This window comes from Enterococcus termitis, assembly GCF_001730305.1.
Classification (GTDB): domain Bacteria; phylum Bacillota; class Bacilli; order Lactobacillales; family Enterococcaceae; genus Enterococcus_L; species Enterococcus_L termitis.
In genome coordinates this window covers 40,495-67,296 of record NZ_MIJY01000023.1, presented here as the reverse complement: position 1 = coordinate 67,296, position 26,802 = coordinate 40,495, and the positions used below count along the sequence as shown (strand labels likewise).

At 35.1% G+C, this 26,802-nt stretch carries 23 protein-coding genes, 2 CRISPR repeat arrays and 1 other annotated feature; of the genes, 6 read left to right on the top strand and 17 right to left on the bottom strand.

Going from position 1 to position 26,802, the window contains the following annotated elements; genetic code table 11:
- Nucleotides 1–5: 5 nt before the first annotated feature.
- From BCR25_RS10695 to BCR25_RS10685, 3 genes are all read right to left on the bottom strand, one after another.
- Nucleotides 6–1,385 (bottom strand): hemolysin family protein, encoded by a 1,380-nt coding sequence (locus BCR25_RS10695; RefSeq protein WP_069663596.1) that lies wholly within the window; start codon nucleotides 1,383–1,385, stop codon nucleotides 6–8.
- 160 nt (nucleotides 1,386–1,545) lie between these two features.
- Nucleotides 1,546–2,691 carry an AI-2E family transporter gene (locus BCR25_RS10690; protein WP_069663595.1) on the bottom strand — a complete coding sequence of 382 codons (1,146 nt, stop codon included), beginning with the start codon at nucleotides 2,689–2,691 and terminating at the stop codon, nucleotides 1,546–1,548.
- A gap of 274 nt (nucleotides 2,692–2,965) precedes the next feature.
- Nucleotides 2,966–3,958: an alpha/beta hydrolase gene (locus BCR25_RS10685; RefSeq protein WP_069663594.1), complete on the bottom strand. Its 993-nt coding sequence runs from the start codon at nucleotides 3,956–3,958 to the stop codon at nucleotides 2,966–2,968.
- Between the two features lie 154 nt (nucleotides 3,959–4,112).
- Between BCR25_RS10685 and BCR25_RS10680 the strand changes: the two genes are divergently transcribed.
- Nucleotides 4,113–4,547, top strand: coding sequence for a GNAT family N-acetyltransferase (locus tag BCR25_RS10680; protein ID WP_069663593.1), 435 nt, complete (start codon nucleotides 4,113–4,115; stop codon nucleotides 4,545–4,547).
- Between the two features lie 81 nt (nucleotides 4,548–4,628).
- On the opposite strand, the gene bph is transcribed toward BCR25_RS10680, so the two are convergent.
- Complete coding sequence (bph, locus tag BCR25_RS10675) at nucleotides 4,629–5,162, bottom strand: biofilm phosphatase Bph (protein ID WP_069663592.1); 534 nt, start codon at nucleotides 5,160–5,162, stop codon at nucleotides 4,629–4,631.
- 283 nt (nucleotides 5,163–5,445) lie between these two features.
- Nucleotides 5,446–6,098: direct repeats of the CRISPR family, unit length 33 nt; unit sequence ATTTCAATCCACTAGCTCTAAACAGAGCTAGAC.
- 585 nt (nucleotides 6,099–6,683) lie between these two features.
- Between bph and BCR25_RS10670 the strand changes: the two genes are divergently transcribed.
- From BCR25_RS10670 to BCR25_RS10645, 3 genes are all read left to right on the top strand, one after another.
- Complete coding sequence (locus BCR25_RS10670; RefSeq protein ID WP_083242648.1) at nucleotides 6,684–7,121, top strand: DUF2712 domain-containing protein; 438 nt, start codon at nucleotides 6,684–6,686, stop codon at nucleotides 7,119–7,121.
- Nucleotides 7,122–9,275: 2,154 nt separating this feature from the next.
- Complete coding sequence (locus BCR25_RS10650) at nucleotides 9,276–9,902, top strand: ABC transporter ATP-binding protein (RefSeq protein ID WP_069663588.1); 627 nt, start codon at nucleotides 9,276–9,278, stop codon at nucleotides 9,900–9,902.
- Nucleotides 9,899–10,537, top strand: coding sequence for a hypothetical protein (locus BCR25_RS10645; protein ID WP_069663587.1), 639 nt, complete (start codon nucleotides 9,899–9,901; stop codon nucleotides 10,535–10,537). Before BCR25_RS10650 ends, BCR25_RS10645 begins: the two co-directional genes overlap by 4 nt.
- A gap of 32 nt (nucleotides 10,538–10,569) precedes the next feature.
- A CRISPR array of direct repeats spans nucleotides 10,570–11,953; the repeat unit is 33 nt; unit sequence ATTTCAATCCACTAGCTCTAAACAGAGCTAGAC.
- 165 nt (nucleotides 11,954–12,118) lie between these two features.
- On the opposite strand, the gene mutY is transcribed toward BCR25_RS10645, so the two are convergent.
- Nucleotides 12,119–13,294 carry an A/G-specific adenine glycosylase gene (gene mutY / locus BCR25_RS10640; RefSeq protein WP_069663586.1) on the bottom strand — a complete coding sequence of 392 codons (1,176 nt, stop codon included), beginning with the start codon at nucleotides 13,292–13,294 and terminating at the stop codon, nucleotides 12,119–12,121.
- Nucleotides 13,284–14,084, bottom strand: coding sequence for a recombination regulator RecX (recX, locus tag BCR25_RS10635; RefSeq protein ID WP_069663585.1), 801 nt, complete (start codon nucleotides 14,082–14,084; stop codon nucleotides 13,284–13,286). The genes mutY and recX overlap by 11 nt, the downstream gene beginning before the upstream one ends.
- 160 nt (nucleotides 14,085–14,244) lie before the next feature.
- Here recX and rlmD point away from each other — a divergent pair, with 160 nt between their 5' ends.
- Entirely contained in the window at nucleotides 14,245–15,615 is a 1,371-nt protein-coding gene (rlmD, locus tag BCR25_RS10630; protein WP_069663584.1) for a 23S rRNA (uracil(1939)-C(5))-methyltransferase RlmD, read from the top strand.
- A gap of 61 nt (nucleotides 15,616–15,676) precedes the next feature.
- Here rlmD and BCR25_RS10625 read toward each other — a convergent pair whose 3' ends face one another.
- The 5 genes from BCR25_RS10625 to BCR25_RS10605 are packed head-to-tail and all read right to left on the bottom strand — an operon-like array spanning nucleotide 15,677 to nucleotide 19,887.
- Nucleotides 15,677–16,480: a histidine phosphatase family protein gene (locus BCR25_RS10625; protein WP_069663583.1), complete on the bottom strand. Its 804-nt coding sequence runs from the start codon at nucleotides 16,478–16,480 to the stop codon at nucleotides 15,677–15,679.
- A gap of 20 nt (nucleotides 16,481–16,500) precedes the next feature.
- Nucleotides 16,501–17,925 carry a glycoside hydrolase family 1 protein gene (locus BCR25_RS10620; protein WP_069663582.1) on the bottom strand — a complete coding sequence of 475 codons (1,425 nt, stop codon included), beginning with the start codon at nucleotides 17,923–17,925 and terminating at the stop codon, nucleotides 16,501–16,503.
- A gap of 17 nt (nucleotides 17,926–17,942) precedes the next feature.
- Complete coding sequence (locus BCR25_RS10615; protein ID WP_069663581.1) at nucleotides 17,943–18,287, bottom strand: PTS lactose/cellobiose transporter subunit IIA; 345 nt, start codon at nucleotides 18,285–18,287, stop codon at nucleotides 17,943–17,945.
- A gap of 4 nt (nucleotides 18,288–18,291) precedes the next feature.
- The gene (locus tag BCR25_RS10610) at nucleotides 18,292–19,545 is read right to left on the bottom strand and encodes a PTS sugar transporter subunit IIC (RefSeq protein ID WP_069663580.1); all 1,254 of its coding nucleotides are present in this window, start codon (nucleotides 19,543–19,545) and stop codon (nucleotides 18,292–18,294) included.
- 21 nt (nucleotides 19,546–19,566) lie between these two features.
- Nucleotides 19,567–19,887 (bottom strand): PTS sugar transporter subunit IIB, encoded by a 321-nt coding sequence (locus tag BCR25_RS10605; protein WP_069663579.1) that lies wholly within the window; start codon nucleotides 19,885–19,887, stop codon nucleotides 19,567–19,569.
- Nucleotides 19,888–20,098: 211 nt separating this feature from the next.
- Here BCR25_RS10605 and BCR25_RS10600 point away from each other — a divergent pair, with 211 nt between their 5' ends.
- Nucleotides 20,099–22,018 (top strand): BglG family transcription antiterminator, encoded by a 1,920-nt coding sequence (locus BCR25_RS10600; protein ID WP_245792279.1) that lies wholly within the window; start codon nucleotides 20,099–20,101, stop codon nucleotides 22,016–22,018.
- A gap of 146 nt (nucleotides 22,019–22,164) precedes the next feature.
- On the opposite strand, the gene BCR25_RS10595 is transcribed toward BCR25_RS10600, so the two are convergent.
- The 6 genes from BCR25_RS10595 to rplK all read right to left on the bottom strand — a co-directional run bounded on the left by BCR25_RS10595 (nucleotide 22,165) and on the right by rplK (nucleotide 26,785).
- Nucleotides 22,165–22,410, bottom strand: coding sequence for a GlsB/YeaQ/YmgE family stress response membrane protein (locus BCR25_RS10595; RefSeq protein ID WP_069663578.1), 246 nt, complete (start codon nucleotides 22,408–22,410; stop codon nucleotides 22,165–22,167).
- Nucleotides 22,411–22,694: 284 nt separating this feature from the next.
- On the bottom strand, nucleotides 22,695–23,678 hold the full coding sequence (locus BCR25_RS10590; RefSeq protein WP_069663577.1) for a serine hydrolase domain-containing protein: 984 nt from the start codon (nucleotides 23,676–23,678) through the stop codon (nucleotides 22,695–22,697).
- Nucleotides 23,679–24,313: 635 nt separating this feature from the next.
- Nucleotides 24,314–24,682, bottom strand: a complete 369-nt coding sequence (gene rplL / locus BCR25_RS10585) for a 50S ribosomal protein L7/L12 (protein WP_069663576.1) — start codon at nucleotides 24,680–24,682, stop codon at nucleotides 24,314–24,316.
- Nucleotides 24,683–24,749: 67 nt separating this feature from the next.
- Nucleotides 24,750–25,250: a 50S ribosomal protein L10 gene (gene rplJ / locus BCR25_RS10580; RefSeq protein WP_069663575.1), complete on the bottom strand. Its 501-nt coding sequence runs from the start codon at nucleotides 25,248–25,250 to the stop codon at nucleotides 24,750–24,752.
- A 125-nt stretch (nucleotides 25,251–25,375) separates the two neighbouring features.
- Nucleotides 25,376–25,505, bottom strand: a sequence feature (ribosomal protein L10 leader region).
- 59 nt (nucleotides 25,506–25,564) lie between these two features.
- Nucleotides 25,565–26,254, bottom strand: a complete 690-nt coding sequence (gene rplA / locus BCR25_RS10575) for a 50S ribosomal protein L1 (protein ID WP_069663574.1) — start codon at nucleotides 26,252–26,254, stop codon at nucleotides 25,565–25,567.
- Nucleotides 26,255–26,362: 108 nt separating this feature from the next.
- The gene (rplK, locus tag BCR25_RS10570) at nucleotides 26,363–26,785 is read right to left on the bottom strand and encodes a 50S ribosomal protein L11 (RefSeq protein ID WP_069663573.1); all 423 of its coding nucleotides are present in this window, start codon (nucleotides 26,783–26,785) and stop codon (nucleotides 26,363–26,365) included.
- Between the last annotated feature and the right edge of the window lie 17 nt (nucleotides 26,786–26,802).

Genomic DNA, 26,802 nt, shown 5'->3' with positions numbered 1-26,802 from the left:
TTACTTTATCTTCTTGGTTCGTCATCTTCGAGTTCTTTACGGAAGAAACGACGATTCTCTTCGGGTTCTTCATCTACTATCTCTTCATCATGGAACACAACTTTTAAAGCTAAGACTCTAGTGCCTTCCATTTCTTCAGAAGTCAGTGTTAGGTTTCCGACATCAAAAGATAGTTTTTCCCCTTCATCAGGAATCGTTCCTAAGGCAGTAATCAAATAACCGGCCATTGTATCTACGTCACTCATATGAAGATCTGTTCCAAAAGCTTCATTAAATTCATCGATCAACATTCTTCCTTGAACGACATATTCATGATCATTGATTTTTGTATATAGATTTTCAACTTCATCTGATTCATCGTCGATTTCTCCAACGATTTCTTCCAATAGATCTTCTAATGTTGCTAAACCAACGACACCGCCGTATTCATCCAGCAAAATAGCCATTTGATTTTGTGTTCGTTTTAATTCATACAAGAGATCGTCGATAAAAATTGTTTCTGGTACGAATAATGGTTCTTGAATAATATTTTTTAATTGAACCTTATCAAAGCCTAATTTATGCGCTGCTTTTAATAAATTTTTTGTATGAAGAATTCCGACGATTTTGTCTTTGTCTTCATTATAGACAGGAATTCTTGAATAGTTTTCTGACAGTACTGCATCGATATTTTCTTGGATATCATCTTCGATATCGATCATAAACGCATCTGTTCGAGGAACCATCACTTCACGTGCAACTTTTGTATCTAAAGAAAAGACACCTTGAAGCATTTCTAATTCATCGTTATCCAACACACCCTCAGATTCTAGCATGTAACGCATCTCATCACGTGTCATTTTAGAATCAGCATCATCGAATTTCATTGGTGTAATCTTGGACAGTAAATCCGTCGAGGCAGAAAGCAGCCACACAAAAGGACGAGCGACCACACCGATCACACGGACAAAACCTGAAGTGGCTTGAGCAACTTCTTCTGATTTATTCATAGCGATTCGCTTGGGATACAGTTCACCAAAAACGATCGAAACATAGGTCAGTAAGGCTAAGATAATAATATTTGCAATATTTTTTGCTGCGGCACCTCCACCTAAAACAGGGGCTAGTTTGGCAGACAATGAGTCAGCTAAAGACGCACCAGATAAAATATTAACTAATGTAATACCGACTTGGATCGTTGATAAAAAGCTCGTTGGATCCTTCAAGACTTTTAATAGCTTGATTGCTTTTTTATCTCCGTCTTCTGCTTTTTGTTCGACACGATTCTTATTAACAGAAACTACCGCGATTTCTGATGCAGCTAGAAAGGCATTGATCAGTGTCAAAACAACTAATAATAAAATTTGTGCGATAAGCGACTGACTATCGGGGTCAGCATTATTCATAATGTTTTCTCTCCTTAAATGTTTATAAAAAAGCTGGATAAAGTACCAGACAATCCTATTAATTCGAAAGAATGAGCTCTTCCGTTTAAAAAACGTGACTACGAAATGTAGTCACGATAGAATCGTATCACAAATGGAAAGTGATTTCAATATTGCTAAACTATTTTTCCTTACTTGATGATGAATTTATTTCGCCAGAAAAATCTAACGCTAATTCTTCTGCCATTTTGTCCTTACGAATCATGCCATACACATGAACAGCAATCGTTTTGCAAATCGCATAAAATGGTACACCTAAGAAAATTCCAAGTAGTCCGGCAATATTCCCTGCTACCAATAAAATGATAATAATCGTTAATGGGTGAATTTGCAACGATTTACCAATCACATTTGGATAGATGATATTTCCATCGATCTGTTGAACGATTAGGACAACTACACAACAAAGCAAGGCTTTGAACGGTTCATCAAACACTGTCACAAAAACTGCTGGTGCTAGTCCTAGATATGGTCCTAAATAAGGAATAAGATTTGTGATTCCTGCGATAACACCGAATAAAAACGCGTAACGCACGCCGATCAATGAATACCCAATCACAGTAAATGTGGCTACAAATAAACATTCGATCGCTTGACCACTGATGTAATTGGACAACGTTTTATTTAGCTTTTCTAAAAGGTCAACAATATCATCCTGCCGTTTTTTCGGTAAAAAGTGCTTAATTCCAGGAACTAAACGATCGCCATCTTTCAACATATAAAATAGGATAAAAGGAGCAGTCACAACAATAATCGTTGTTGATGCAACAGTCGAAACGATCGAACCTAAACTACTGGATAAACCGCTGAGAAATTGTTGAATGATATTTCCGTAAGAAATATCGAGTTGTTCAATATATTTCGTCAACTCAGCTTCTTTAAAAATCGGCAGCTCAGACATTTGATTTACCCAAGCCTCAATACTTTTAAATACCTCAGGCATATTTGATGCCAAGCTGGATAGCTGAGAAACCAAACTGGGGATCACACTAACTAAAAGTAGAACAATTGCTGCAATCAATAGTAAAAATACGATCAAAATTGCATAAATCCGTTTCATTTTAGTTTTCATCAGTAAATTGACGATTGGATTCAAAATGTAATAAAGAAATCCTGCCACAAGAACTGGTGCAAATAATGTTGAAAAAAATGTACCGATTGGTGCGAAAATAAAATTGATTTTTGAAGACACAAAAATCAGCGTAGCAATCACCAATAATTCCGCTGACCAAAAAAATAACTTAGACTTCCTTAAACGTTCAAACACAGATTCTCCTCCTAAAATTAAAAGCTGAAAGAGCTGGGTAACTCTGACGAAAAATAGGAAAAATCGAGAGTGACTCTCCTTAGCACTCACTATTTTTATCTTTTTTCCGAAGAGTTGGCTCTTGATGCTAGATACAATAAAAGCTGAAAGAGCTGGTTACTATCTACTCCTAATGAATGCACTCATTCAGCTTGAAAATTTACTGTTTATTTATAGATTTTAGCATACCTGTTAAGAAATAAGATAGCAATACTTCTTAGGGCTGATTAAAAATTTATTCTTTATTGTATTTTTTCAAAAAATCCAGCGTATCTTGAAAAACGAGTTTAGCAGGGGCTGTTTCCATTTCAAACTGATATTCATGAGCTGTCTTATACTCTGTCTTTAAAAAAAATCGTTGACGAACTGGAATATCGCTGGCTTTCAGCTTTTTCACCATTTTTTTACTTTGATCTTCAAATGATAATGTATTACCGTCAGTAAGATAAGCTGGAGGAAATTCACGCGTAATAAAATTTGATATATTCGAACTTTCAGCTAATTTTCCATGGAGCCAATTTTTATCATGAGCATACCCCCAGCCAATCTTTTCAAACATAAATTTGACTGGTGGAATCGGGTAAAAACGCACCACTTCCGTCATATCATATACACCACAATAAAGTAACGTACCTCTTATCTGATCTTTACTTAACACTTGATCAATGTTTAATACTGCTCGGTACTTTTCATTCGTCTGAGTTGCAACAAATTGACTAGCAATTTGCGCGCCAGCTGAATCACCTGCTATAAAAAGATTATTTACATCAAATGAATACATTTCAGCATGCTTTTTTAAATGCGTTAAAAATTCTGCAGTTTGAACAACTGGAATGGGGTATTTTGTCTCTGGCACTAATGCATAATTCATCACAGCGACTGAATAGCCAGACTCAGCAAGCTTTGTCGCAAATTCTTTTTCCTCTAACTTATCACCGCCAACAAATCCCCCACCGTGTACCCAAGCAATTATAGGGTTTCCTTTCAATTGTTTTTTTGGTAAATATAGATCAAATTGATTATTCTTATATGCTGATTTATAGGTTTCATTCACTAAAACAGTGACATTTCCATCCACATATTCTTTCGCTCTTGTTTCCTTAGGGATTTTAAAAGCTGTGTATTTTGCAAAAAAGATAGCAGGAAAAGGCGAAAAATTGATGAAAACGAGAAACAAAGTTAAAAGAACAGTCAGTCCTCCAAGAATCCACAGTAGTTTCATTTTCATTTATCCCCCCTCCTCTAGGTGCTAATTATCTCACTTGATAGAAGTTTCATTATACCTGAGCTCTTTACAAAACAAAAGCTCTAAACTTTTTTTCCTTTCATTCTCAAAGATTTTTAAGGTATAATAAACAAAATAATAGATTTAGAGGTGCCAAATGAAAATCGTTCAAACTAGAGATACAATGAGTGACATTTATTTAGATGCCGTTCAGATTCGTCATCAAGTTTTCATGATAGAACAAGGCGTACCAAGTGACATTGAAATCGACAAGTATGAAGCATCATGTATTCATTTTGTTCTATATGATGATGTGAATACGCCAGTTGCTACTTGCCGTTTACTGCCACTTGACAATCAAATGATGAAACTACAGAGAATGGCTGTACAAAAAGAATATCGCGGGAAGGACTATGGACGCTTGATTGTGGAAAAAGCAGAGGAATTCTCAAAAGAACAAGGCTTCAAAGCAATTACGCTAGGTGCTCAAATCACCGCTTTAGGTTTTTACGAACGGATGGGCTATGTAAAAGAAGGTGAGATGTTCCTTGATGCAAACATCGAACATTATCAAATGACTAAGCAACTATGAAATAAGATGTATAATAAAACAGCACCTAAACCTTTATCAAGTTTAGGTGCTGTTTTGTTTTCACTTAACATCTTACATTCGCTATTTTTTTGATAGCTCTTGGTAACGTTGATACCAGATATCTACATAAGCCTCAGAGAACGGTCCTTTTCCATTATTAATCCAATCTACTAACGTTTTTACGTTTTCTTTTAGAATAAAATCGATATCTTCTGGATATTCCATGATTTTACTATGAAATTCGTATTCATCTACATCCAATAAACGCTTTTCTCCATCAGGAAAAACCTTGATATCCAAATCGTAATCGATATATTTCAATGCTTCATCGTCTAAAAGATATGGTGACGCAAGATTGCAGTAATAAGAAACCCCCTTTTCTCTGATCATCGCTATTATGTTGAACCAGTATTTTTTATGGAAATAAACGATTGCTGGTTCTCGAGTAACCCATCGGCGACCATCAGACTCTGTGACCAAAGTATGATCGTTTACGCCAATCAGTGAATACTCGCTTGTTTTTAATACCATAGTATCTCGCCATGTTCGATGCAAATGCCCATCGTGTTTGTAACTTTGAATCGTTACAAATTCACCTTCTTTTGGAATTGCCATAGTCCCCCAACTTTCCCTAGTACGAAAAATCGCGCATCAAAGCTGATTACGCTTCGTTTGGGTGTTCATTACACCGATATCATTTCAATTATATCATAATTTTCAACTTTGCATACTAAGGAGTTTTATTTCTCATGACAAAGAGAAATATCTATTAGAAATATTAACCTATTTTGTTTTTTTGAGGGTGAAATGGAACTGGGCAGTAAAAATAGAATGGACTCTTCGACAGAATTAGTATTTCAATCTACGAGCATATCTATTTATACTTTATCTAAATATGGTTTCAATTTACTAGCTCTAAACAGAGCTAGACCATTAATCGGTTATATAGCTGGACATTAGCACTCTATTTCAATCCACTAGCTCTAAACAGAGCTAGACTGTCAATAATTTTGTAAGTTAGCACTCTTTTATTAAGAATTTCAATCCACTAGCTCTAAACAGAGCTAGACTACTAATATTTTTGATGATGTTAACAAAATCGTTATTTCAATCCACTAGCTCTAAACAGAGCTAGACGTTCAGCTTTCTTAGGTAATGGCTTAGGATCGAATTTCAATCCACTAGCTCTAAACAGAGCTAGACAGTAGGTGGCAAAAACAGATTTAACAAAGCAAGCAGAATTTCAATCCACTAGCTCTAAACAGAGCTAGACGAAAAAAAGAATAATGAAACCAAGGAAAATTAGTTATTTCAATCCACTAGCTCTAAACAGAGCTAGACCCTAGCCACGATCTCACCACCTAAGCTATATAAACTGATTTCAATCCACTAGCTCTAAACAGAGCTAGACGAGTCCCTCCCTTCTATCTTTATTTTGGCGAATAAGAATTTCAATCCACTAGCTCTAAACAGAGCTAGACCTGTGCTTTCTGAAAAATCAATTCCTATATGCTTAGTATTTCAATCCACTAGCTCTAAACAGAGCTAGACTGTGAATTTGGTCAAAATACATGACATATCTTCCCCATCTCACTTCTTAAAACAGCATAACATTAAAATATAATTAGAAAAAACTGTTTTTTACTACTGAAATAAGCAAAATTTTGGTGCGAATCCCCTAGAGATTTTATGTGCACTTAGGGTTCGCACCAAAATCTTAATCCTATATCTTTAAATAATAGTTATATTTATTTTACCACAACCAAAAGTTGTATTTCCACCTAACTGAATATTTTTTAATCACTTACATATTGATTCTATCTTTTCAACATTAACTGTTCCTCCATATTTTCCTGTTTTAGATTTAGACTTTTTATCTTAGGTCTAGTCTCTGAGAAAGACACTTTATTAAAGAGACTAAGATCTCAAACTTAGCTTCTCGTAAACTTATATTATTTGTCCCCGAAGCTTGTGGGAGTAAATGATAAAGAATCAATTTTTATATTTTAAATTATTTCGAAATAAATGAAAAATAAAATTGACCATAAAATATTTAAATGATACAATCGACGTTGAGATTTGTGAATTCCCAAAAAAATTAGGAGGATAAGAAATGAAAAAAAGGTAGTATGGTTAATGTCTTGTTTGTTAGTGGTTGTTTCGTTAGGATTTACTGTAAAAGCTTACGCAGCTTATAAAACGAACTATGTTGATTTTTCTTTTACAATTAAGCCAAAACAACAAAACACTTATACTGGGACACGTTATAGACAAACAACGAACCGAGAAAGAGCGTGGATGGTACGACTTAGATCATCTGGCGAAGGTTGGATGACGTACACACGTTTTTGGTTAGAAAAGTCGAATGGTGAGAATGTTTCAAAAGGATTTAATGCGCAATCTGGAGGAGCTACACTTTATAATTCAGCGTATTCATCAGCGAGCAAACAAAACGTAAGGTTAACAGCAGAGAATAATAATTATAATAGCGCTAGCTATCCTTGTTATGGTACCTGGGATGAGGAAACTGCTTACATTATTTCTTCTTCTGGCGGCTTGCTGAATCGCCCATAAAATAACTTAGATTATTTATAGTAGATCTTTTGCTCTACTATATTTTCATAAAAGGAGTTAAGAATGAGATATTTTTTTAGACGTTTATTTAGTGATAAAAGAAGTTGTTTTATTTTTTTATTATTCTTTATGCTAGTATTACTTGATATATTTTTATTGTATAAATCGTTTGGTGGATATGTGCCCAACTACTCAACATTCTTGGCAGGTAATTCAGAAGGACATTATGCTCAGATGTTATTACTATGGCTATTACCCATATACTTGATATTTGGAACAAGTTCGTGGTTACTTAGTGATTTTAATTCTGGAAACGTACTGTCTGTAACTGCAAGGTCTAGTCGCAAATACTATTGGAAAAGTTATAATCAAATCAATTTTCTCTACGGCTTTTGCTTAGTATTCATAACAATGCTAATTAATTATATGCTTGTATCAGTAATTTTTATAAAAGAAACAACTGTTCCTTTTTTGATTGAAAAATCGGTTAATATATTTGATTTCAAAATATTTTTAACTAACTCCATCTATTGGGAACTTAATTATCCTGTACTGTCTAATTTCTTACATATAATAATGGTGGCAGTTATGGCTGGCTGTATGAGTGTGATTATCTCCACAATAAATATTTTTACTAAGTCTCTTTACTATACGGTTTTTATTGTTATTAGCATATGGTATTTATTAATTAGTTTTACGCCCTCAATAATGGTAGTATTTCAACCTTTTACAGAGTATTCATTTGCTTTAAAAATAGCGTACTTCATTTCATGTATAGTGCTATTTTTTATCTGTTTGATTATCCAAAGAAAATGGTGGCTTGAATATGATTTTGTATAATAAAAAATTCCTGCAAAGCAGTGTTCAAATTGTCGTTTTATTGGCATTATATACTACTCAATATTGGGCCAAAATTAATGATAAAAATAGTATTTTAGATCAGTTAACTAACTATTTTTCTTATTATGATCTCTCTTTTTTCATTCTTTTATTAATACCTTTATTTCTTTTTTCTCTAGCTGTATTTATACCTGAAAATAAGGTATATCAAGATGTACGATCAACCAAAAAAAACTTATATATTTCAATGTGCATTAGAAATAGTAAAGAGATCGGTAAATTCATAGCTATGTATTTTATTGTAGGGTTGCCCATATTTTTCATTTTTTCGAACCAAATAGTCTTATCTGAGTATGTAAAACAAACATTAATCTTTTTTCTTATATTAATTATATCTGTTCAATTTTATATGTTAATTGAAATAGTAAATGGGAATAAAAGAAAGTTTACAAACAGTTTTTTATCAGCCTTTCTAATTATGGGAAGTTATTTCCAATTTAAATCTTACTTTTCCTTTTTTAACTTGAACTATATTTATTATCTATTAAATTTGGATACAAGTATTACTTTATATTTGCCCATTCTAGTATCCATTCCATTGTTTTTATGTTGTTTGAATTATGAAATGTTCAAAAGGAAGGACTTTCTATGAGATATATTGAGATTAGTATAATATTGTTGCTCATTCTTTTTTTTGACTTTAGTTTTGATTATCACGGGAAAATAGAGTTCTCATTAATTGTTGGTTTGTCAGAAAACTATTCATTAAAAGAATTTTTATCATGGTTTTTAATCTACAGTTATATGTACACTTGTCTAATACTTTCATGTTTTCGTATAATAAACCAAACAATTACAAGTTATTCTCTTATCAGATATACGTATCGTAGACAAGTAATGAATTTCTATTTGAAAAAGGTTCTGATGGACTTATTTCTTAATGTAGGTATTATTGTTCTGGTAATTAGTATCAGAAAATTCTTAATGCCTGATTTAACAATTACAAGTGAATATCTTAGTCAATTGGTAATAATACTAACGATAGGAATATTTTCATCGTTAGTTATTTTTATCAGTAGAAATCTTTATTTTACAATAGTCCTAGTCAATGCTTATATTCTTGGAAGTATGGTCTTTTCAGATATACTATCCAATTTACCTATTTTAGGAGAAGTACTAAAGTTCCCTTTATTTTTAAGTAAAGAGTGGAGAGAAAGCTTCCCAGTCGTTTATTTTTCTTTGTTACTGATAAGTCTATTCACAGCATTGCATTATATCACGTCGAAAAAAATAAATTATTTGTGAGGAATAAAAATGTTAATTATTAATAATATATCAAAAAATATGAAGAAACATTCTGTTTTAAAAAATATAAATCTTATTTTTGAGGAAGGTCATGTCTATGGCCTAGTGGGAGAAAATGGTTCTGGGAAAACTATGTTATTACGTGCAATGTCAGGCTTAATACGAATTCAAGAGGGCTCTATCACGTATAATGATAAAATTCTTGGTAAAGATTTTGATTTTTTACCAAGGTTAGGTTTAATTATTGAACATGAGGGGCTAGAACCTACACTTAGTGCTTTTGATAATTTAAAACTACTTTCTGAAATTAACAAAGTTGCCAGTGAGAAAGACATAGATGATGCGTTAACTAAAGTTGGACTGGATCCAAAAGATCGAAGACCAGTAAAAAAATATTCATTGGGTATGAAGCAAAAATTGATTATAGCACAAGCTATTTTCGAAAATCCTAATGTATTATTGTTGGATGAACCAACAAATGGACTGGATGATGAAGCTATCAGCAGCTTCTACAAGCTTATAAAAGAATTTAAGTCTAATGGAAAAATCATCGTTATTGCTAGTCATAATAAAAAAGATATAGAGGAATTGTGTGATTCTATTATTACTATCAAAGATGGGAGAATTGTTTCATGAGAAAAGTATTATTGTCTAGCCTATGTGTCTGTCTGGTTATTTTTCTTGGAATAAGAATATTGAGTAATAACAAGGCTTCTGAAAATTTTACTTATGAAAATAACCCAGCTAAAGAGACACTCTTAAAAAGCAACAAAACATATACAGTAGTACCAAATTCCGAAAAGCTGTCATCAGGATATTACGATGTATCTGAAACAAGTAGTAAAGAATTATTTTTAGGTAATGAAAATTTAAATAAAAAAGATATTGTACGTAATCAAGCATTCTACGATACGAATAAATTTCAAACCCCTAAAAAAAGTTCAGTTTACCTAGTACCCTCAAAAGAAAAATATCTACCTGTTGAAGAAGAGGGAACTATTCATCTGAAAAATAGTTATGGTAACTTTTTCGTTCCAGATTCAATAAATGGTGAATACAAATTTGAACTTGTAGGTGACGGTGAAGTATTTTGCCAAATACAGGATATCAATGAAGATACAGGATTTATCAATAATGTGCTAGAAGATTTTGTGTTTAATAATTCTAATAGTGCTATAAAGAAGTTAAAACCAACTATGATTATTTCATTCTTTAAAAAATCAGGAGAAGGTGATATGTCTATATTAATATGTTCAAAAACTAAAGTATAAAGGTAGGAAGTTAAATCTCAATTGGCTATAGCATTACAAATGTCTAGCTCTAAACAGAGCTAGACAAAAGAACGGAAAGAATTTGCCCACTAATAACACCATTTCAGTCCACTAACTCTAAACAGAGCTAGATCTTACGCCCTTTAGCAGCAAACTGCTCCGCACGATCATTTCAATCCACTAGCTCTAAACAGAGCTAGACGAAATGAAACGACATTATCATTTTTTGATAACAGATTTCAATCCACTAGCTCTAAACAGAGCTAGACAGCTAGACCCATACAATGCAAACATATTTCTTTTATTTCAATCCACTAGCTCTAAACAGAGCTAGACCCAAAGAAGATTTGGACCTGTCAACGTATACAGAATTTCAATCCACTAGCTCTAAACAGAGCTAGACAGAGATGAAAAGACTACGCGAGCGCATGAAAGACATTTCAATCCACTAGCTCTAAACAGAGCTAGACTTTTAGCGGCATCTTGGTTAGATTCGACAAATGAGATTTCAATCCACTAGCTCTAAACAGAGCTAGACTGAAGCAACTCAAGCCCAAGTGATCGAAACAGTATTTCAATCCACTAGCTCTAAACAGAGCTAGACTTCATCATAAATTAAAATGGGATAATCTTCTAAATTTCAATCCACTAGCTCTAAACAGAGCTAGACTAATTAATTTATTCACTGGAACGTTCACAGATTATTTCAATCCACTAGCTCTAAACAGAGCTAGACTGCGATAAGAATATCGTCCAACCCTTCAAAATAATTTCAATCCACTAGCTCTAAACAGAGCTAGACGCGTTATTCGCAAGTCATATCTGCAGGTACCAAAAAAATTTCAATCCACTAGCTCTAAACAGAGCTAGACCAGAAAGAATCAGTCGTGATGGATATGTGTTGGTATTTCAATCCACTAGCTCTAAACAGAGCTAGACAAGCTTGTCGCTAGAGGATTGGTTGAAGTGATTGAGATTTCAATCCACTAGCTCTAAACAGAGCTAGACGTATGGAAACTTGGATCAAGAATGTGCATGAACGGATTTCAATCCACTAGCTCTAAACAGAGCTAGACTCCCTCTTCTAGCAAACCGAGGTCTACCTTGAGATTTCAATCCACTAGCTCTAAACAGAGCTAGACTATCAGATTGCTCAAATGTTCCAATCTTGGTTTTTTATTTCAATCCACTAGCTCTAAACAGAGCTAGACGCTCGTCGTCCTTCTCCTCGTTCTCAGCGAGATTGAATTTCAATCCACTAGCTCTAAACAGAGCTAGACGTTTCTCTGCATACAATGGGAATTTTTTTGATGTTATTTCAATCCACTAGCTCTAAACAGAGCTAGACATCAATAAGACCGTCTAAAATATCTAATATCTTTTATTTCAATCCACTAGCTCTAAACAGAGCTAGACTGTGAATTTGGTCAAAATACATGACATATCTTCCCAATTTCACTTCTTAAAACAGTATAACATTAAAATAGAATTAGAAAAAGCCTCGTTTTACTACTAAATTGACCGCAATTTTGGTGCGAATCCCCTAGCGATTTTATGTGCACTTGGGGTTCGCACCAAAAATTATTCTTCTATTCTTGATTCTTTCTTGTAAAGTTCTACCATTTTTTGTTGCGGTTTTGGAAAAACATAACTTGAAAATTCTTCTTTTGTTGACCAAATTTGATTTTCATTAGTGGTCAACGTCCCTGTTTGTCGTCCATAAAAAACTAACACATGCCATTTTAAGTGACTGAAAATATGCGTTACTTCTCCTAGAGCTCGCTTTTGCCAAACGACTTGGTCATACTCTTCGAAAATCTCTGGATTTTCTTCAGCAACTAAAAGTGGTTCTTCGAAATCAAGCGACAATTGCGCCTCTTCTTTTCCCCATGTTTTTTGTAGAAATTCAAAACGCTCTTTACTAACTTCTTTTATCGGGAATAACCACATATTTGCCAGTAACCCTTTTGAGTCGCGTTGTTCTAATAAAAATTCCTGTTGTTTATTTTCGATAATGCCGCCGATATAATAGACATCTTTGGGCTTTAATTTCTTTGATTTGACTGGAAAATTGGTCATCGTATTCTTTTCATAACTTAAACAATACTTTTGGATCGGACATTGATCACACTTTGGTGATGTGGGCGTACAGATCGCTGATCCTAGATCCATCATCGCTTGATTAAAGTCTCCTGGGCGTTTTTGATCGATGATTTTATACATAGCCTCTTCGAATACTTTTCGACTGCTGGCTTTGGCGATATCATCACTGATTTCAAATAGACGACTAACCACTCGCATCACATTTCCATCAATAGCCGGTTCAGGTAGCTGAAAAGCAATACTGCCAATCGCTCCTGCTGTATATGGTCCGATACCTTTTAATTGTCGAATTTCTTCAATTGTTTTAGGCATCTCTCCATTAAAATCTGTGACGATCTGTTGCGCTGCTATTTTGAGATTTCTTGCTCTGGAATAATAGCCCAAGCCTTCCCACGCTTTTAACAGCTTGTCATCTGGCGCTTCAGCCAAAGCTTTGATTGTTGGAAACCAGTCCATAAAGCGATAATAATAATCGATTACCGTATCTACTCGCGTCTGCTGCAACATGATTTCTGAAATCCAAATCCGATAAGGATCTAGATTTACTCGCCACGGTAAGTTTCGTTTTTCTTTTTCATACCATTCAATAAAATCTTCTTGAAAAGACTGGAGTTTTTCATCTCCCCAAGTCTCCCAATACTTCTCATTCTTCATTCTCTATTTCCTTTTCCTCAAAATATTGCTGAATCATATCTGGATCAAACTGTTTTTGAAATAGACCTTGTTTGACTTTCATTAAACGCTTATACGAATCGAGTTTACGATGTTTTTCCCATAAACGATCGCCTTCTTTTCTAATGACCTCTAATTCTTGCTCTTCATCTTTTTCGAAAGCTAATTCCTCAAACGCCAGATCGATCACTTCACGATTGAATCCTTTTTGCATCAAGTGCAACTGGACTTTTTGCAAGGCATCTTTAAAACTTTTTGTCCGGTAGCGTCTCATGGCTTTTTCAGCAGCGGCCTTCGCTACCTCGACCTGCTCTTCAATCAAGTAAAAAGTTAGACCGTACTGGATATCCTCATCTTTTAACCCTTTACGTTTTAACTGCTGTTCGATCATTTTAGGGCCTTTGTCACTTGTTCGCATCATCGTTCTGACAAAACTTTCACTATATGATTTGTCGTCCAACAGATTCATCTCTTCTAAACGAATAACGATTTTTTTACGATCTTCAGGTAAAATTTCTTTTTCCTTCAGATAGTCAAGAATCTCTTTAGTTGACCGCAGTTGATAACTTAAATAGTTTAGAGACATCTGCAAGCCTACGTCATAAGAGCCTGCCTTTTTTATTTGTTCGATCATTGCTTCTGTTACTTCTTGTCCTTTTAATAAGCGTTGGCGGACTAAGGTATCCTCTGATACGCGTAATTTTTCTCCTGAAGACAGCCAGATAAGATAAAACTGACCTTTGTCTTTCGTGATTTTCGTGATTGTTTCCATCTCTTCACGCCTTTCTAGTGAGAACATATATTCTACTATAACATATAAATGACAGAAGCTAAACTAAGCAAATTATGCTAAAATAAGATGATGTTGAAAGAAACAAGAAAAAGAAACGTGCTTATTTACTATAAAAACTACGAAATAAAAGGATGAAATCATGACCCCACAATTATTAAAAGAAGGACAAAGTATTTCTTTAAAAATAAAACGTTTAGGAATCAACGGCGAAGGCATTGGCTACTACAAAAAAACAATTGTTTTTGTCCCAGGAGCCTTACCTAAAGAGGATATCTCTGTAAAAATAACCAAAGTTGCCCCTCGTTTTGTTGAAGGACAACTGACGAAGATCATCAAAGCAGCTCCTGAACGAGTGATACCACCTTGTCCAGTCTATGAAGAATGCGGCGGCTGTCAGCTGCAGCATTTAGCTTATCCAGCACAGCTGACGTTTAAAAAAGATTTATTGAAACAAGCACTGAATAAGTTCAAACCAAGAAATTTTGAGAACTATCAATTACTTAAAACAATCGGTATGAACAATCCTTGGAATTATCGGAATAAAGCACAGTTCCAGCTAAGAAAAATCGATGGAGAAATCGAAGCTGGCTTATATCAAGCCGATTCCCACCATTTAGTGCCCATCGATAATTGTCTTGTCCAACAACCAGCAACTACAAAAGTCATGAATGTTTTAGTTGAACTGTTGAATAAGTATCAGCTACCGGTATACAATGAGCGGAAAAACAGCGGCATTTTTAGAACGTTGATGGTACGTGTTGGCATAAAAACCAATGAAGTACAGGTAGTTTTTATCACCCAATCAAAAAAATTCCCACAAAAAATGGCATTGGTTGATGAAATCACGCAGTTACTTCCCGAAGTGGTATCGATCATGCAAAACGTTCAAAACAAGCGAACATCGATCGTTATGGGCGATGAAACGGTCCATGTCTGGGGAAAAGAAAGCATTGAAGAACGAATCAATGAAGTAACATTTGATTTATCTCCACGAGCCTTTTTCCAGTTGAATCCCGAACAAACTGAAGTTCTTTATAACGAAGCAATCAAAGCTTTGGATCTAAAAGAAAATGAAACGGTCATCGATGCGTATTGCGGTGTGGGGACAATTGGCTTAAGTCTTGCTAAAAAGGCCAAAGAAATCAGAGGAATGGATATTATTCCTGCTGCAATCGAAGATGCAAAAGCAAACGCGGAACGTTTAGGCTTGACCAACACCCACTACGAAGTAGGAACAGCCGAAGAATTGTTGCCAAAATGGCTTCAAGCAGGATTCAAGCCAGATGCAATCGTTGTTGATCCGCCACGAACTGGGCTAGATCAAAAGCTACTAAAGGCAATCTTAAAGCAGCCACCAAAGAAAATGGTCTATATTTCATGCAATGTCTCTACATTAGCAAAAGATTTAGTAGATTTAGCCAAGGTTTTTGATGTCAACTATTTACAGTCAGTAGACATGTTTCCACAGACAGCACGTTGTGAAGCTGTCGTAAAATTGACTAGAAAATAAAAAACGAATGCTGCACTGAAAAAGAGGACTCTAGATCAAAATCCGATCTAGAGTCCTCTTTTTAGCGCTCTGCTTTCCCTTTTTCCAAGTAGCTCAAATCGCCGATTTTTTCAATCGTAAAGCTATCTCCTGCAACCTTGACTTTGGTCACACTACAATTTTTAATCTCTTCTCCCTGGTATCCACCAGGAACAAGTATTTCTAAAATTGTCGGAATTTCACTGCCATGAGCTACAATCAAAATATTTCCACCACCCTTATTTGAGGCTTCTTCTAAAATTTGATCCATTGCTGTTTTTGAACGTTCCACGATTTCTGCATAATTTTCAGCAGTTTTAGTTTTATCATTTGCAGCAATCTCATCAGCAATTTCTTCATCACTTAATTTTCGTGTTAATTCGCCGTATTGTGTCCACTCTTCATCAAATCTCAGTCCATTTTTTTCAAAAATCGGTGTCCACATCTCAGCATTATCGCGGCCTTCATAGCCACCATAATTCCATTCCCTTAAACCTGATAAGGTTTCTACGCTCAATCCTTTGCGGTCTCCTTCAGCTAAAATATAATTTGCTGTGGCGATTGCCCGACCTAAATCACTAGAATATGCCAAACTAAATGGTGTCTGCTTCAATCCTACAGCTAATTCTTTTGCGCCTTGAACTCCTTCTTCAGTCAATGGTGTATCAGACCAGCCCTGTACCTGTCCTGTTGTATTAAACATCGTCTTACCGTGACGGACAAAATACAGCACTGTTTCTTGCATTGGTTTTGTTTCAGATGATTGAGTTTTCTTTTCAACGTCTTTCGTACCACAGGCACTGAATAGAATAACCAAACTAATGAGCATCGCCCAACCTTTTTTCATAATGTCACCCCTTTGATCTATTATAAAACTTCCCCATTTGTTGCAATTACTTGTTTCATCCATTCATAGCTGTCTTTTAGATAGCGTGTTTGACTTCCTTTGCCATAGTCATCTTGGTCTACATAAATAAAACCATAGCGTTTGCTCATTTCTGATGAAGAACAACTAATAATATCGATCGGTCCCCACGCACAATATCCTCTAAGATCAACACCATCTTTAATTGCCTCTTTCATCTGCTCGATATGCGCTTTGTAATAATCGATCCTGTATTCATCATGTATCTTTCCATCCTTTTCAAGTACATCATAGCAACCGATACCATTTTCGGTGATATAGATCGGACATTGATAACGATCGTAAAAGGAATTCAACAACGTTCTTAATCCTAAGGGGTCAATCGTCCAGCCCCACGGATTTGCGGGCAGTTCTTTATTCCGATAGGGTTCAGCATGTTGCGCATTGCAAATTTGAGTATAATAATAAGAGAATGACATATAATCAGCTGTATTTCGTAAAATCGCTTCATCACCTTCTGAAAAGATGACGTTGATCCCTTGTTCTTCAAAGTAACGAAAAGCATAACCTGGATAATAGCCTCTTAATAAAACATCCGCAAAAAAATACTGCATTTGATTGATTTTTAATGTCGCCAGTACATCTTCCGGCTGACAGGTCGCTGCATATTCAGGACCACCGCAAAGCATCATACCGATTTCATACTGTTCATCTACCTGATGAGCGTATTCAGTAATAGCGGCTGAAGCAACCATCATATGGTGAACTCCTTGATATTTCGCTTCCAGTAAATTATCGACTTTATCCTCAGCGATTCCTAAATGATTAAAGGATTCGTGACTGATCAGATTGATCTGGTTGATTACGATCCAATACTTAACTTTGCCTTGATAGCGATCCAAAAGAACTTTAGCATAGCGAATGAAGAAATCAACCACTTCTCTAGAATACCAGCCTTGATAATTCAGCGTTAGATTTAGCGGCATTTCATAATGTGACAATGTGATCATCGGCTCCATACCGTTCGCAAGGATTTCATCAATCAATTTATCATAAAAGCGCAGACCAGCTTCATTAGGCTCTTGTTCATCTCCATTTGGAAAAATCCTTGACCAATCGATCGATGTTCTAAATAATTTTAACCCCATATCTCCTAATAATTTCAAATCTGCTGGATACGTTTCTTTAAAATTTATTCCCCAACGCTTTGGATAAATGCCTGTTTTGTCACGTAAAGCTTCTTCGATATACTGTGTAGAAATCTCGGCATTAGAACGCTTTTCTAATGGAAGATCCGCTCTAAATTCATTAATATCAGCAACACTTGTCCCTTTGCCTTCATACTCAAACGCCCCTTCACATTGATTTGCTGCTACCGCTCCGCCCCATAAAAAATCTTTGGGAAATCCTGTTGGTACTTGATACATATATATGACCTCTTTTCTTATTCTTGTTCAAGCAAAAGTAGACGCTCGTTGATTTGTTTTGCTATTTTGATCAAATGGTTCGTTAAATTGATTTCACTATAAATTGTCATCAGGGTATCTTGTGCGTGAGTGAATAATAACGAATGCGGATGAGGTTTGGCATCTTCACCCATTTCACTTTGAATCGCTTTTGTTTGAATCTGATGTGCCTGAGTAATATTGTCTTTGGCAATAGCCATCTCTTTTTTAGTCGTCTCAAAATCATTTTTCTCAACAGCGATAAGAGCATTTCGGCAGTTGACTCGCGCATCTCCTGCATACAAAATAATCTTCATCGCCTGTTCTGATAGCAAATCGTCCATTGATTTATACCTCCTTCAATCCTTGATTTTCAGCTTTTGTTTCCTGATCGTCATACGCTTTAAAAAATGGATACCAAATCGCTGTAGAAAGGACAAAAATAACAATCATTAAAATCAGCCCCGTAATCGTCCCTGTAGTAAACCAAGTCGCAAACGGAAATGGACAGTACCATAATTCAAATTGAACCTTTGGAATCGGCGCAAATGGGATCACTTTTGTAAAAATGTAAATAACAATCGGTAAAATAATTCCTTGCAGCCACATTGGGATCATCAAAAGCGGGTTCCAAGCGACAGCACCAAAAATCACCGGTTCATTAATATTAAAAATCGAAGGAACAATACATGCTTTTCCTAAAGCACTGATTTTCTTAGAACGAGCTCGGATCATCATCAACACTAGCGGCATCGTACAACCGATTCCACCGATCCAAAGATATGCGGAATACAATGTACTGCTTGTCACCAGATTCAGCGTCTCAACAGTCGCTGTTCCATTTTGAACAAGCGCAATATTTTCCGCAATTGCTTTCAATAGGACTGGCTGAACAACTGGTGTCAGTACCCAGGTTGAAATTCCCATAGAGTAAAGAAAACAAATTAGAAACATCATTCCGACAAAGCCTCCTGGAGATTCCATAAAACTGGATAAAGGCATAAAAATACTTAAAACAATATTATATAAATCCACTTTCATGATCAGAACAACGACCCAACCGAAAATAATAATGATTCCGATCGGCAGCATGGAATCAAACCAAGCTCTAACAAAATCGGGAATCACTGACTCTTCCTTAAAGAATGAGAATTTACCCAACATGACTAAAACAAAACCAGCGATCAATCCCGCCACGATTGCTACAAACATTCCACCAGCACCTAAAGCATCATGACCAAAACCAACAACTCCATCTTTTTCAATTTGAGGTGAAATAATCATTAAAAACAAGACGAGTCCACTCATTCCTGCAACGATTCGCTGCTTACGCAGTCGTTTTTTCTCCATCAAATTAAAAGGAATCAAAAAAGCCACAAATAACGAAATTTTGCCCATCGTCCAGCCAAACGGTACCCAAAAACTTGGCAAAGCTGGAAAATAATCATTCAGAATTGCCAACATTGAAAAGACTGATCCTAAAAAAATGAACGGCAGTGTCTGCATGATCGAATCCTTAATACTCACGATCCAGGGATTATTATTGATCTTATTCATCTTTGGTGAAAAACTATTTTCCAGCCAAAAAATCAATTTATTCATATTTTTCTCTCCTTTTTTGTATTAGTTATCTTCTGCTACAGATGCTAATAGATGTTCAATTGCCGCGGAGCCATCTAATGTGGCATAGTAGTCTTTCCTCATTAAGATAACTTTTACTGGAAATCCGTGGATGATTTCATCGATTTCGTCAATAATATACTCAAGATGAGGCCCAACCATCAAAGCATCAATTTCCTCTATATAGTTTTCAATTTCCGATTCACTTCTGGCGACAATATTCATACTCAGATTTTTTTCTTTAGCTGCTTTTCGCATATTAGCAGCCATAAAACCACTACTCGCACCTGACCCACAGACTAATAATACGTTTAATTCACTCATGTCTTATTCCTCCTCTATTAACCAAATTCATTTATTTTGTGATCAACAAGTCGCTAGCATTCTCTGTTTTTCATACTCTTATTTTCATTTTTTCAACTAATATTATCAAATACATTTCTTTCCTAATCGGCTATGTTTAGCGGAAAAAACTGTACTTGCTTTGACTTATAAAAGTCAGAATAATAAGAAGCATAAGAAATAGGAAGGAAAAATGAAGGAGGAAAATGATGTGCCGTTAAACAAAAAAGAAGCAGAACTCATTAGGCTATTAGTGCAGCATCAAGATTGGCTGTCAGCTATTTTTTTAGCTGAAGCGTTATCTACTTCAACTCGAACGATCCGTAATTACGTTACTCGAATCAATCAACATACTAAAACTGAGCTGATCAACTCTTCTAGACAAGGATATAAATTAAAAAAGGATGTACGTATTGAAGACATCCTTTCTCAAAATAATACAGAATTGAACACCCCGAAAGAGCGTATGAATTATCTAATGAACTTGTTGATCCAATATCGAGAAGTTGACTATTTTGAAGTAGCCGAAACATTATTTGTCAGTATCCCGACCATTGAAAAAGATACACTTCGCTTAAGGAAAAAGATAAGCAAGTACCAGCTAAAAGTGATAAAAAACGGCCATTTCCTCAGTATGAAAGGTGCAGAAGAAAATTTCAGAAAACTCACAAGTGATATGCTGCAAGATGAGGCTATGCACAATTTTCAGTCTCTTGATCATATTCAAACGATTTTCCCAACGATCGACATTGACGTACTCCAAACGATTGTTGTTGATCGCTTAAGTAGTCGAAATCTATATGTGAACGGCTATGCGATCAATAGTTTATTACTTCATATCGCAATTGCGATTGATCGTTTGGTTCATCATCAACGTTCAGACATCGAAAACATCTCAGAAATATTTTCAGAAGAACAACTCGAGCACCAAATTGCATTAGAAATCGGCAAAGATATCCATCAAGCTTTCTCTATAGAAATGGATCTTTACGAGATAAATAATTTAACACTTCTATTAATGACTAAAATTTCTTCAGCAAATGAGGATTTTTTAAAAAGCTATATGGATACAGGTATTTATTCTTTTATTGCGACAACGATGAACACTGTTGCAGAAAAATATTTTATCCCCCATACCTCTGATGATCTCGTTTTAAATTTGACCTTGCACGTATCTAATTTGATTTCTCGAGCAAAAAGAGGCAAACAAGTTCGAAACCCTTTATCTGAAGAAATAAAGCAATCCTATGCCTTCATTTATGAAGTTGCTGTCTTTATTGCCAAACAAATTCAAAAGCAGATGAGTATTTCTATTTCAGATGATGAAATTACTTTTATTGCTCTGCATATCGGTTCCTATTTTGAAGAAAAATTTGAAACTGAAAATAAACTAAGCTGCATTATTTACACACCAGAATACTATGATATGCATAAGCGTTTAGTTTATAAAATCAGTGATACGTTTAAGCCAAGTATGAACATTCTCGCTGCATTTTATCGATTAGACGGACACAGTATAGACGAAATGAAAAAAGTAGATTTAGTTTTAACGACTATCGAACTAAAAGAAATTCCTCATGCAATTCAGATATCCCCTTTTTTATCGAGAAAAGATAGTGAGATCGTGCAACAGGCTCTAAATCGGGCCAAGCAGCAGAAATTGATCAATAATTTAAGAGAAAGTATTCAAACGTATCTCACTCCTGAACGTTTTGAACGAAATATTTACTTGAATTCAGAGTCTTCCTACATTGATTATCTAGCTGCAAAATTAGTTGCAAGCAAACATATTGAGCCAGCTTTTATTGAGCTAATCAAAGAACGAGAAAAAATGTCGGCCACTTCTTTTAATAATTCAGTTGCACTACCTCATGCAATTGAAATGAGTGCAAATAAAACGGGTATTTCGATTATTTTAAACGACCGTCCAATTCAATGGGGAAGTCATTATGTTCAAGTCATCATCATGATTGTTATGAATCAGGGGGATATGAAAAAATTTAGGCAATTATTTGATTTTATGATCGATACCTTTTCTAATCAAGAAAAGCTTAGAAGACTTTTGAAAGTGGGAAGTTATGAAGAATTTATTGAAGAACTGTTTTTCGAATGAAAAACACATGTTACTGTGCTTAAGTCCTTCAAGTGATAGAGTAATCTTTATCAGTTAACATTGAACCATTCAGAAAAGTTGCCGTGTCAACTAGATAAAAAAGTAGCCTGTCTCATAATTATGAGACAGGCTACTTTTTTATCTATCTAATTTCTACCAAGGAAAAATGATACTACTGCAACTAAGATGACTGCACCAATAATTGATGGAACTAATGCCATTCCAGCAACTTGAGGTCCCCAACTTCCAAGAAGCGCTTGACCAATTGATGATCCTACTAAACCTGCAATAATATTGAAGATCCATCCCATTGATTTTCCTTTGCTAGTGATTGCACCGGCAATTGCACCGATAACGCCACCTACGATTAAAACCCATAACCAATGTAACATACTATGACCTCCTTACAAATAAAATTTAGAATAAAATATGATTACATAATTATGCTAACAGATTTGCGGAGAAGTTACGAAAGATATGCACTAAAAATCCTAAAAGTTCTTTTGGTGTATTGATTTAATCCATCCAAATAATTCTATAAAAATTACCATCCACCATGCTAATATCATCTAAAATAGGCTCACTAGGCAGTTTCTTTTTACAGATTCATAACTAAAATTAGTGAAGTAAAAGAGCTTGTGGTGTTTGTCCTATCTTTATTCCTTGTTGATTTGGATCATTTTAGAATAAACAGCTTGATATACTCTTCTATAAATTCTATTCTGTCAAATACTGTTGGTTTAAAATATGAGGTTACAGCAATAACAACATCATTTCCAGAATCAATGTAGATAACATTGCCACTATTCCCAATTGCTGAATATATATTTTTCTCAGAATCTAATATCCACCATAAATATCCATATTTCATATTTTGAAATTTTTCTAATGGATCACTTGTTGGTGTAATCATTTCTTCTATCCATTCAGATGGTACAATTTGCTTATTATTGTATCTACCTTTATTTAGGCATAGCTCACCAATTTTAGCCATATCTGTTGCCGAAAGACATAGTCCATATCCTGCAGTGCCGATTTTCAGAGGGTCACAAAACCAAATATGTTCTTTGGGGCTTTTGCTCATGGTAAACTGCTTATGTTCTTCTGCTGTTTCAGCATAATAATTTACGTGCTCTTTTACCCCAATAGGAGCAAACAAATATTCATTGGCAAAATCCACGGTTGTCATCTTACTTACTTCATATAATAAACCTGTTAATATATGCAAGCATACAGTTTGGTAATTAAATTCATCTGTCAGACCTTTTCTACCTCCTAAAAAATCTAATGATGTTTTAGTCCAATCTTCACTTGAACAAACTTTCGACCAAGGATCACCTTTTCCTTTATAGGGGGCTTTCATTGTCAGTAAATGCTTGATTGTTATTTCATATATTGTTTTTTCTCCACGTTTAACCTTATAGGCTGGAAAATAATCTAATATTTTATCATCGATGCTTTTAATTATTCCTTGTTTCAATGCAATTCCAATCAGTAAAGATACGATGCTTTTTGTTGCTGACATAACATGGCAAGTGTCCTCTTTGTTATAATTATTCCATTCATCTGAATAAACTTCTTCACCAGCCTTACGAGCTGTAATTTGACAGATATTAGGTTGCTTTTTGCTTATAAAATCATGCAATTCTTCTTTGGTCATAGAATGCACCTTCCTTTCATCTATAAGCATAAATCCATTAAAAATCGATTTCAAGGTTTATTTTAATTGGAAACTTCTTCAAAAACACTTTCGCTGTTCTTCATTTTCAACATATTTAACTGAAACAGAAGTCGTTGCTTGTATACCTGTGTCTAATGATGAATCGAAAATAGGTTATACTTTTTATTAGAACTTTCTTTATGCTGTAAAAACAAGCGTTTAGGCGAGATTTAGTGCATTATTAAATGAAGAATATTCAACGCTCCCAGCTTATTACCAAACAACATTTCTACTTGGAAAAAGTCAAAATGAATTTAAAAATAGACTAGAAATTTCTTATTCTAATGAATCATTGGAATCTTTAAATAACCTTATTAACGGATTTCGTAATTTTTACAATTTCAAGTTGAAAATTTCTTTATGTTTTGGCACGATTCTTTTTCAAGAAACAGAAAAACCTAGAGGAGGTTTCCTCTAGGTTTTATGATAAACGATTTATTTGTTTAGTTTTTCTTCACCAACATTCTTTGACAAAGAGCCAAATAAAAAAGTATAGTCAAACCAAAATTACAGAAAAAAAAACGTCCAACCCTTCGATATACAAAGGATTAGACGTTTTAAGACAATTAAGTCGATTATTTTACTGTTACAGAAGCGCCAACTTCTTCTAAAGCAGCTTTTAATGCTTCAGCTTCATCTTTAGAAACGCCTTCTTTAACTGGTGCAGGAGCGCCATCAACTACTGCTTTAGCTTCTTTCAAGCCTAAGCCAGTTGCTTCACGAACTGCTTTGATAACTTTAACTTTTTGGTCTCCAGCTGCAGTTAATTCTACAGTGAATTCAGTTTGTTCTTCGCCGCCACCAGTTGCTGGACCTGCTGCTGCTGCTACAGGAGCTGCTGCTGATACGTCAAATTTTTCTTCGATAGCTTTAACTAATTCGCTTAATTCTAAGATAGTTGCTGTTTCTAATTCAGCAACGATGTTTTCAATGTTCAATGCCATTTGAATTTCCTCCATTTAAATTAAAATTGTTTTATTTTTTTGTTGATAATTATGAATCAAGCTGCTATTAAGCAACTTCTTCGTTTTTCTCTGCGACTGCTTTGACAGCGTAAGCCACGTTGCGGACTGGCGCTTGCAATACAGATAATAGCATAGAAAGTAAACCGTCGCGGCTTGGTAGTTTCGCCAAAGCAGTGATTTCTTCTACTGAAGAAACTTTTCCTTCGATGACGCCACCTTTGATTTCTAATGCTTTTGCATCTTTAGCAAATTCGTCGATGATTTTAGCAGGTGCTACTACATCGTCATTGCTGAATGCTACAGCAGTTGGGCCTGTAAATACTTCGTCCAAGCCGTCTAAACCAACTTTTTTAGCTGCGCGAGAAAGGATAGAGTTTTTGATAACTTTCATTTCTACGCCTGCATCACGTAATTGTTTACGTAAGTTAGTGACTTCTTCAACTGTCAAACCACGGTAGTCCACGATTACTACAGAAGATGCTGCTTCAAATTTTTCAGCTGCATTTTGAACTAGGGTTTCTTTTTTAGCGATTGCTGCTTCACTCATTTATTTCACCTCCTGATTTTGATGGTGGAGTTTCACTGGGTTACACTATGTGGTTTAGAAGAATCAGATGAAACTTTGCTCACTACGTTCACCAAGTATTTATTTACATCAATTTTGAAAAAACTGTGTAAATAAATAAAACTCCATGCCACCGTAGACATAGAGGGACTGAATTGTATATAACTCAACAATTGTCCTCGGTAGGAAATTAAGACATACGTCACCTACTGTCTTCGGTACAGTTAATTATTTAACCTTGATTACCTTACCATAGATAAGGTAATCAAGTCAATATTTTTTTGTAAAACTTCTAATTAAAATGAAGCTTGGTCAACGTGGATTCCAGGTCCAAATGTAGTTGTTACTGAAATATTTTTGATGTATTGACCTTTTGCTGCTGATGGTTTAGCTTTTAACAATACGTCGTTGATTGTATTGAAGTTTTCGATTAATTTTTCGTTATCGAATGAAACTTTACCAATTGGTACGTGGATGTTTCCAGCTTTGTCAACACGGTAAGTTACTTTACCAGCTTTTACTTCGTTAACAGCTTTTGTTACGTCCATAGTTACAGTACCAGTTTTAGGGTTAGGCATAAGACCTTTAGGACCTAAGACACGACCTAATTTACCAACTTCAGCCATCATGTCTGGAGTTGCTACTACTACGTCAAAGTCAAACCATCCACCTTGGATTTTTTGAACCATGTCAGCATCGCCTACGTAATCAGCACCAGCTGCTTCAGCTTCTTTTGCTTTTTCACCTTTAGCGAATACTAAAACAGATTGAGTTTTACCAGTTCCGTTAGGTAATACTACTGCGCCACGGATTTGTTGGTCTGCTTTTTTAGGGTCTACATTTAAACGGTAAGCAACTTCAACAGTTGCGTCGAATTTTGCAATATTTGTTTCTTTAGCCAAAGCGATCGCTTCTGCTACTGGGTAAACTTTTGATGATTCAACTTTTTTTAATGCATCTTGCATTTTTTTGCTCTTTTTAGCCATTTTGTTTCCTCCTTGATTGTGGTTATAACGGTAGAACCTCCCACGTAATTCATATCTTTAAATATGAAATAAACTGAGAAGCTACTTCTTTGGGACGTTAGAATAAAATTATTCTACAGTGATTCCCATGCTTCGTGCAGTTCCTTCGACCATGCGCATTGCTGCTTCAACATCAGCGGCGTTTAGGTCTGCCATTTTAAGTTCAGCGATTTCTTTTACTTGATCGCTAGTTACTTTAGCTACTTTAGTTTTGTTTGGCTCACCAGAACCTTTGTCGATTTTTGCAGCTTTTTTCAATAATACTGCAGCTGGTGGTGTTTTAGTAATGAATGTAAATGAACGATCTTCATATACAGAAATTACTACTGGAATGATCAAACCAGCTTGATCAGCTGTACGAGCGTTGAATTCTTTTGTGAATCCCATGATGTTGATACCCGCTTGACCTAATGCAGGACCTACTGGCGGAGCTGGTGTTGCTTTACCTGCAGGAATTTGCAATTTAACTAATTTTTCTACTTTTTTTGCCACGAGACATACCTCCTTGA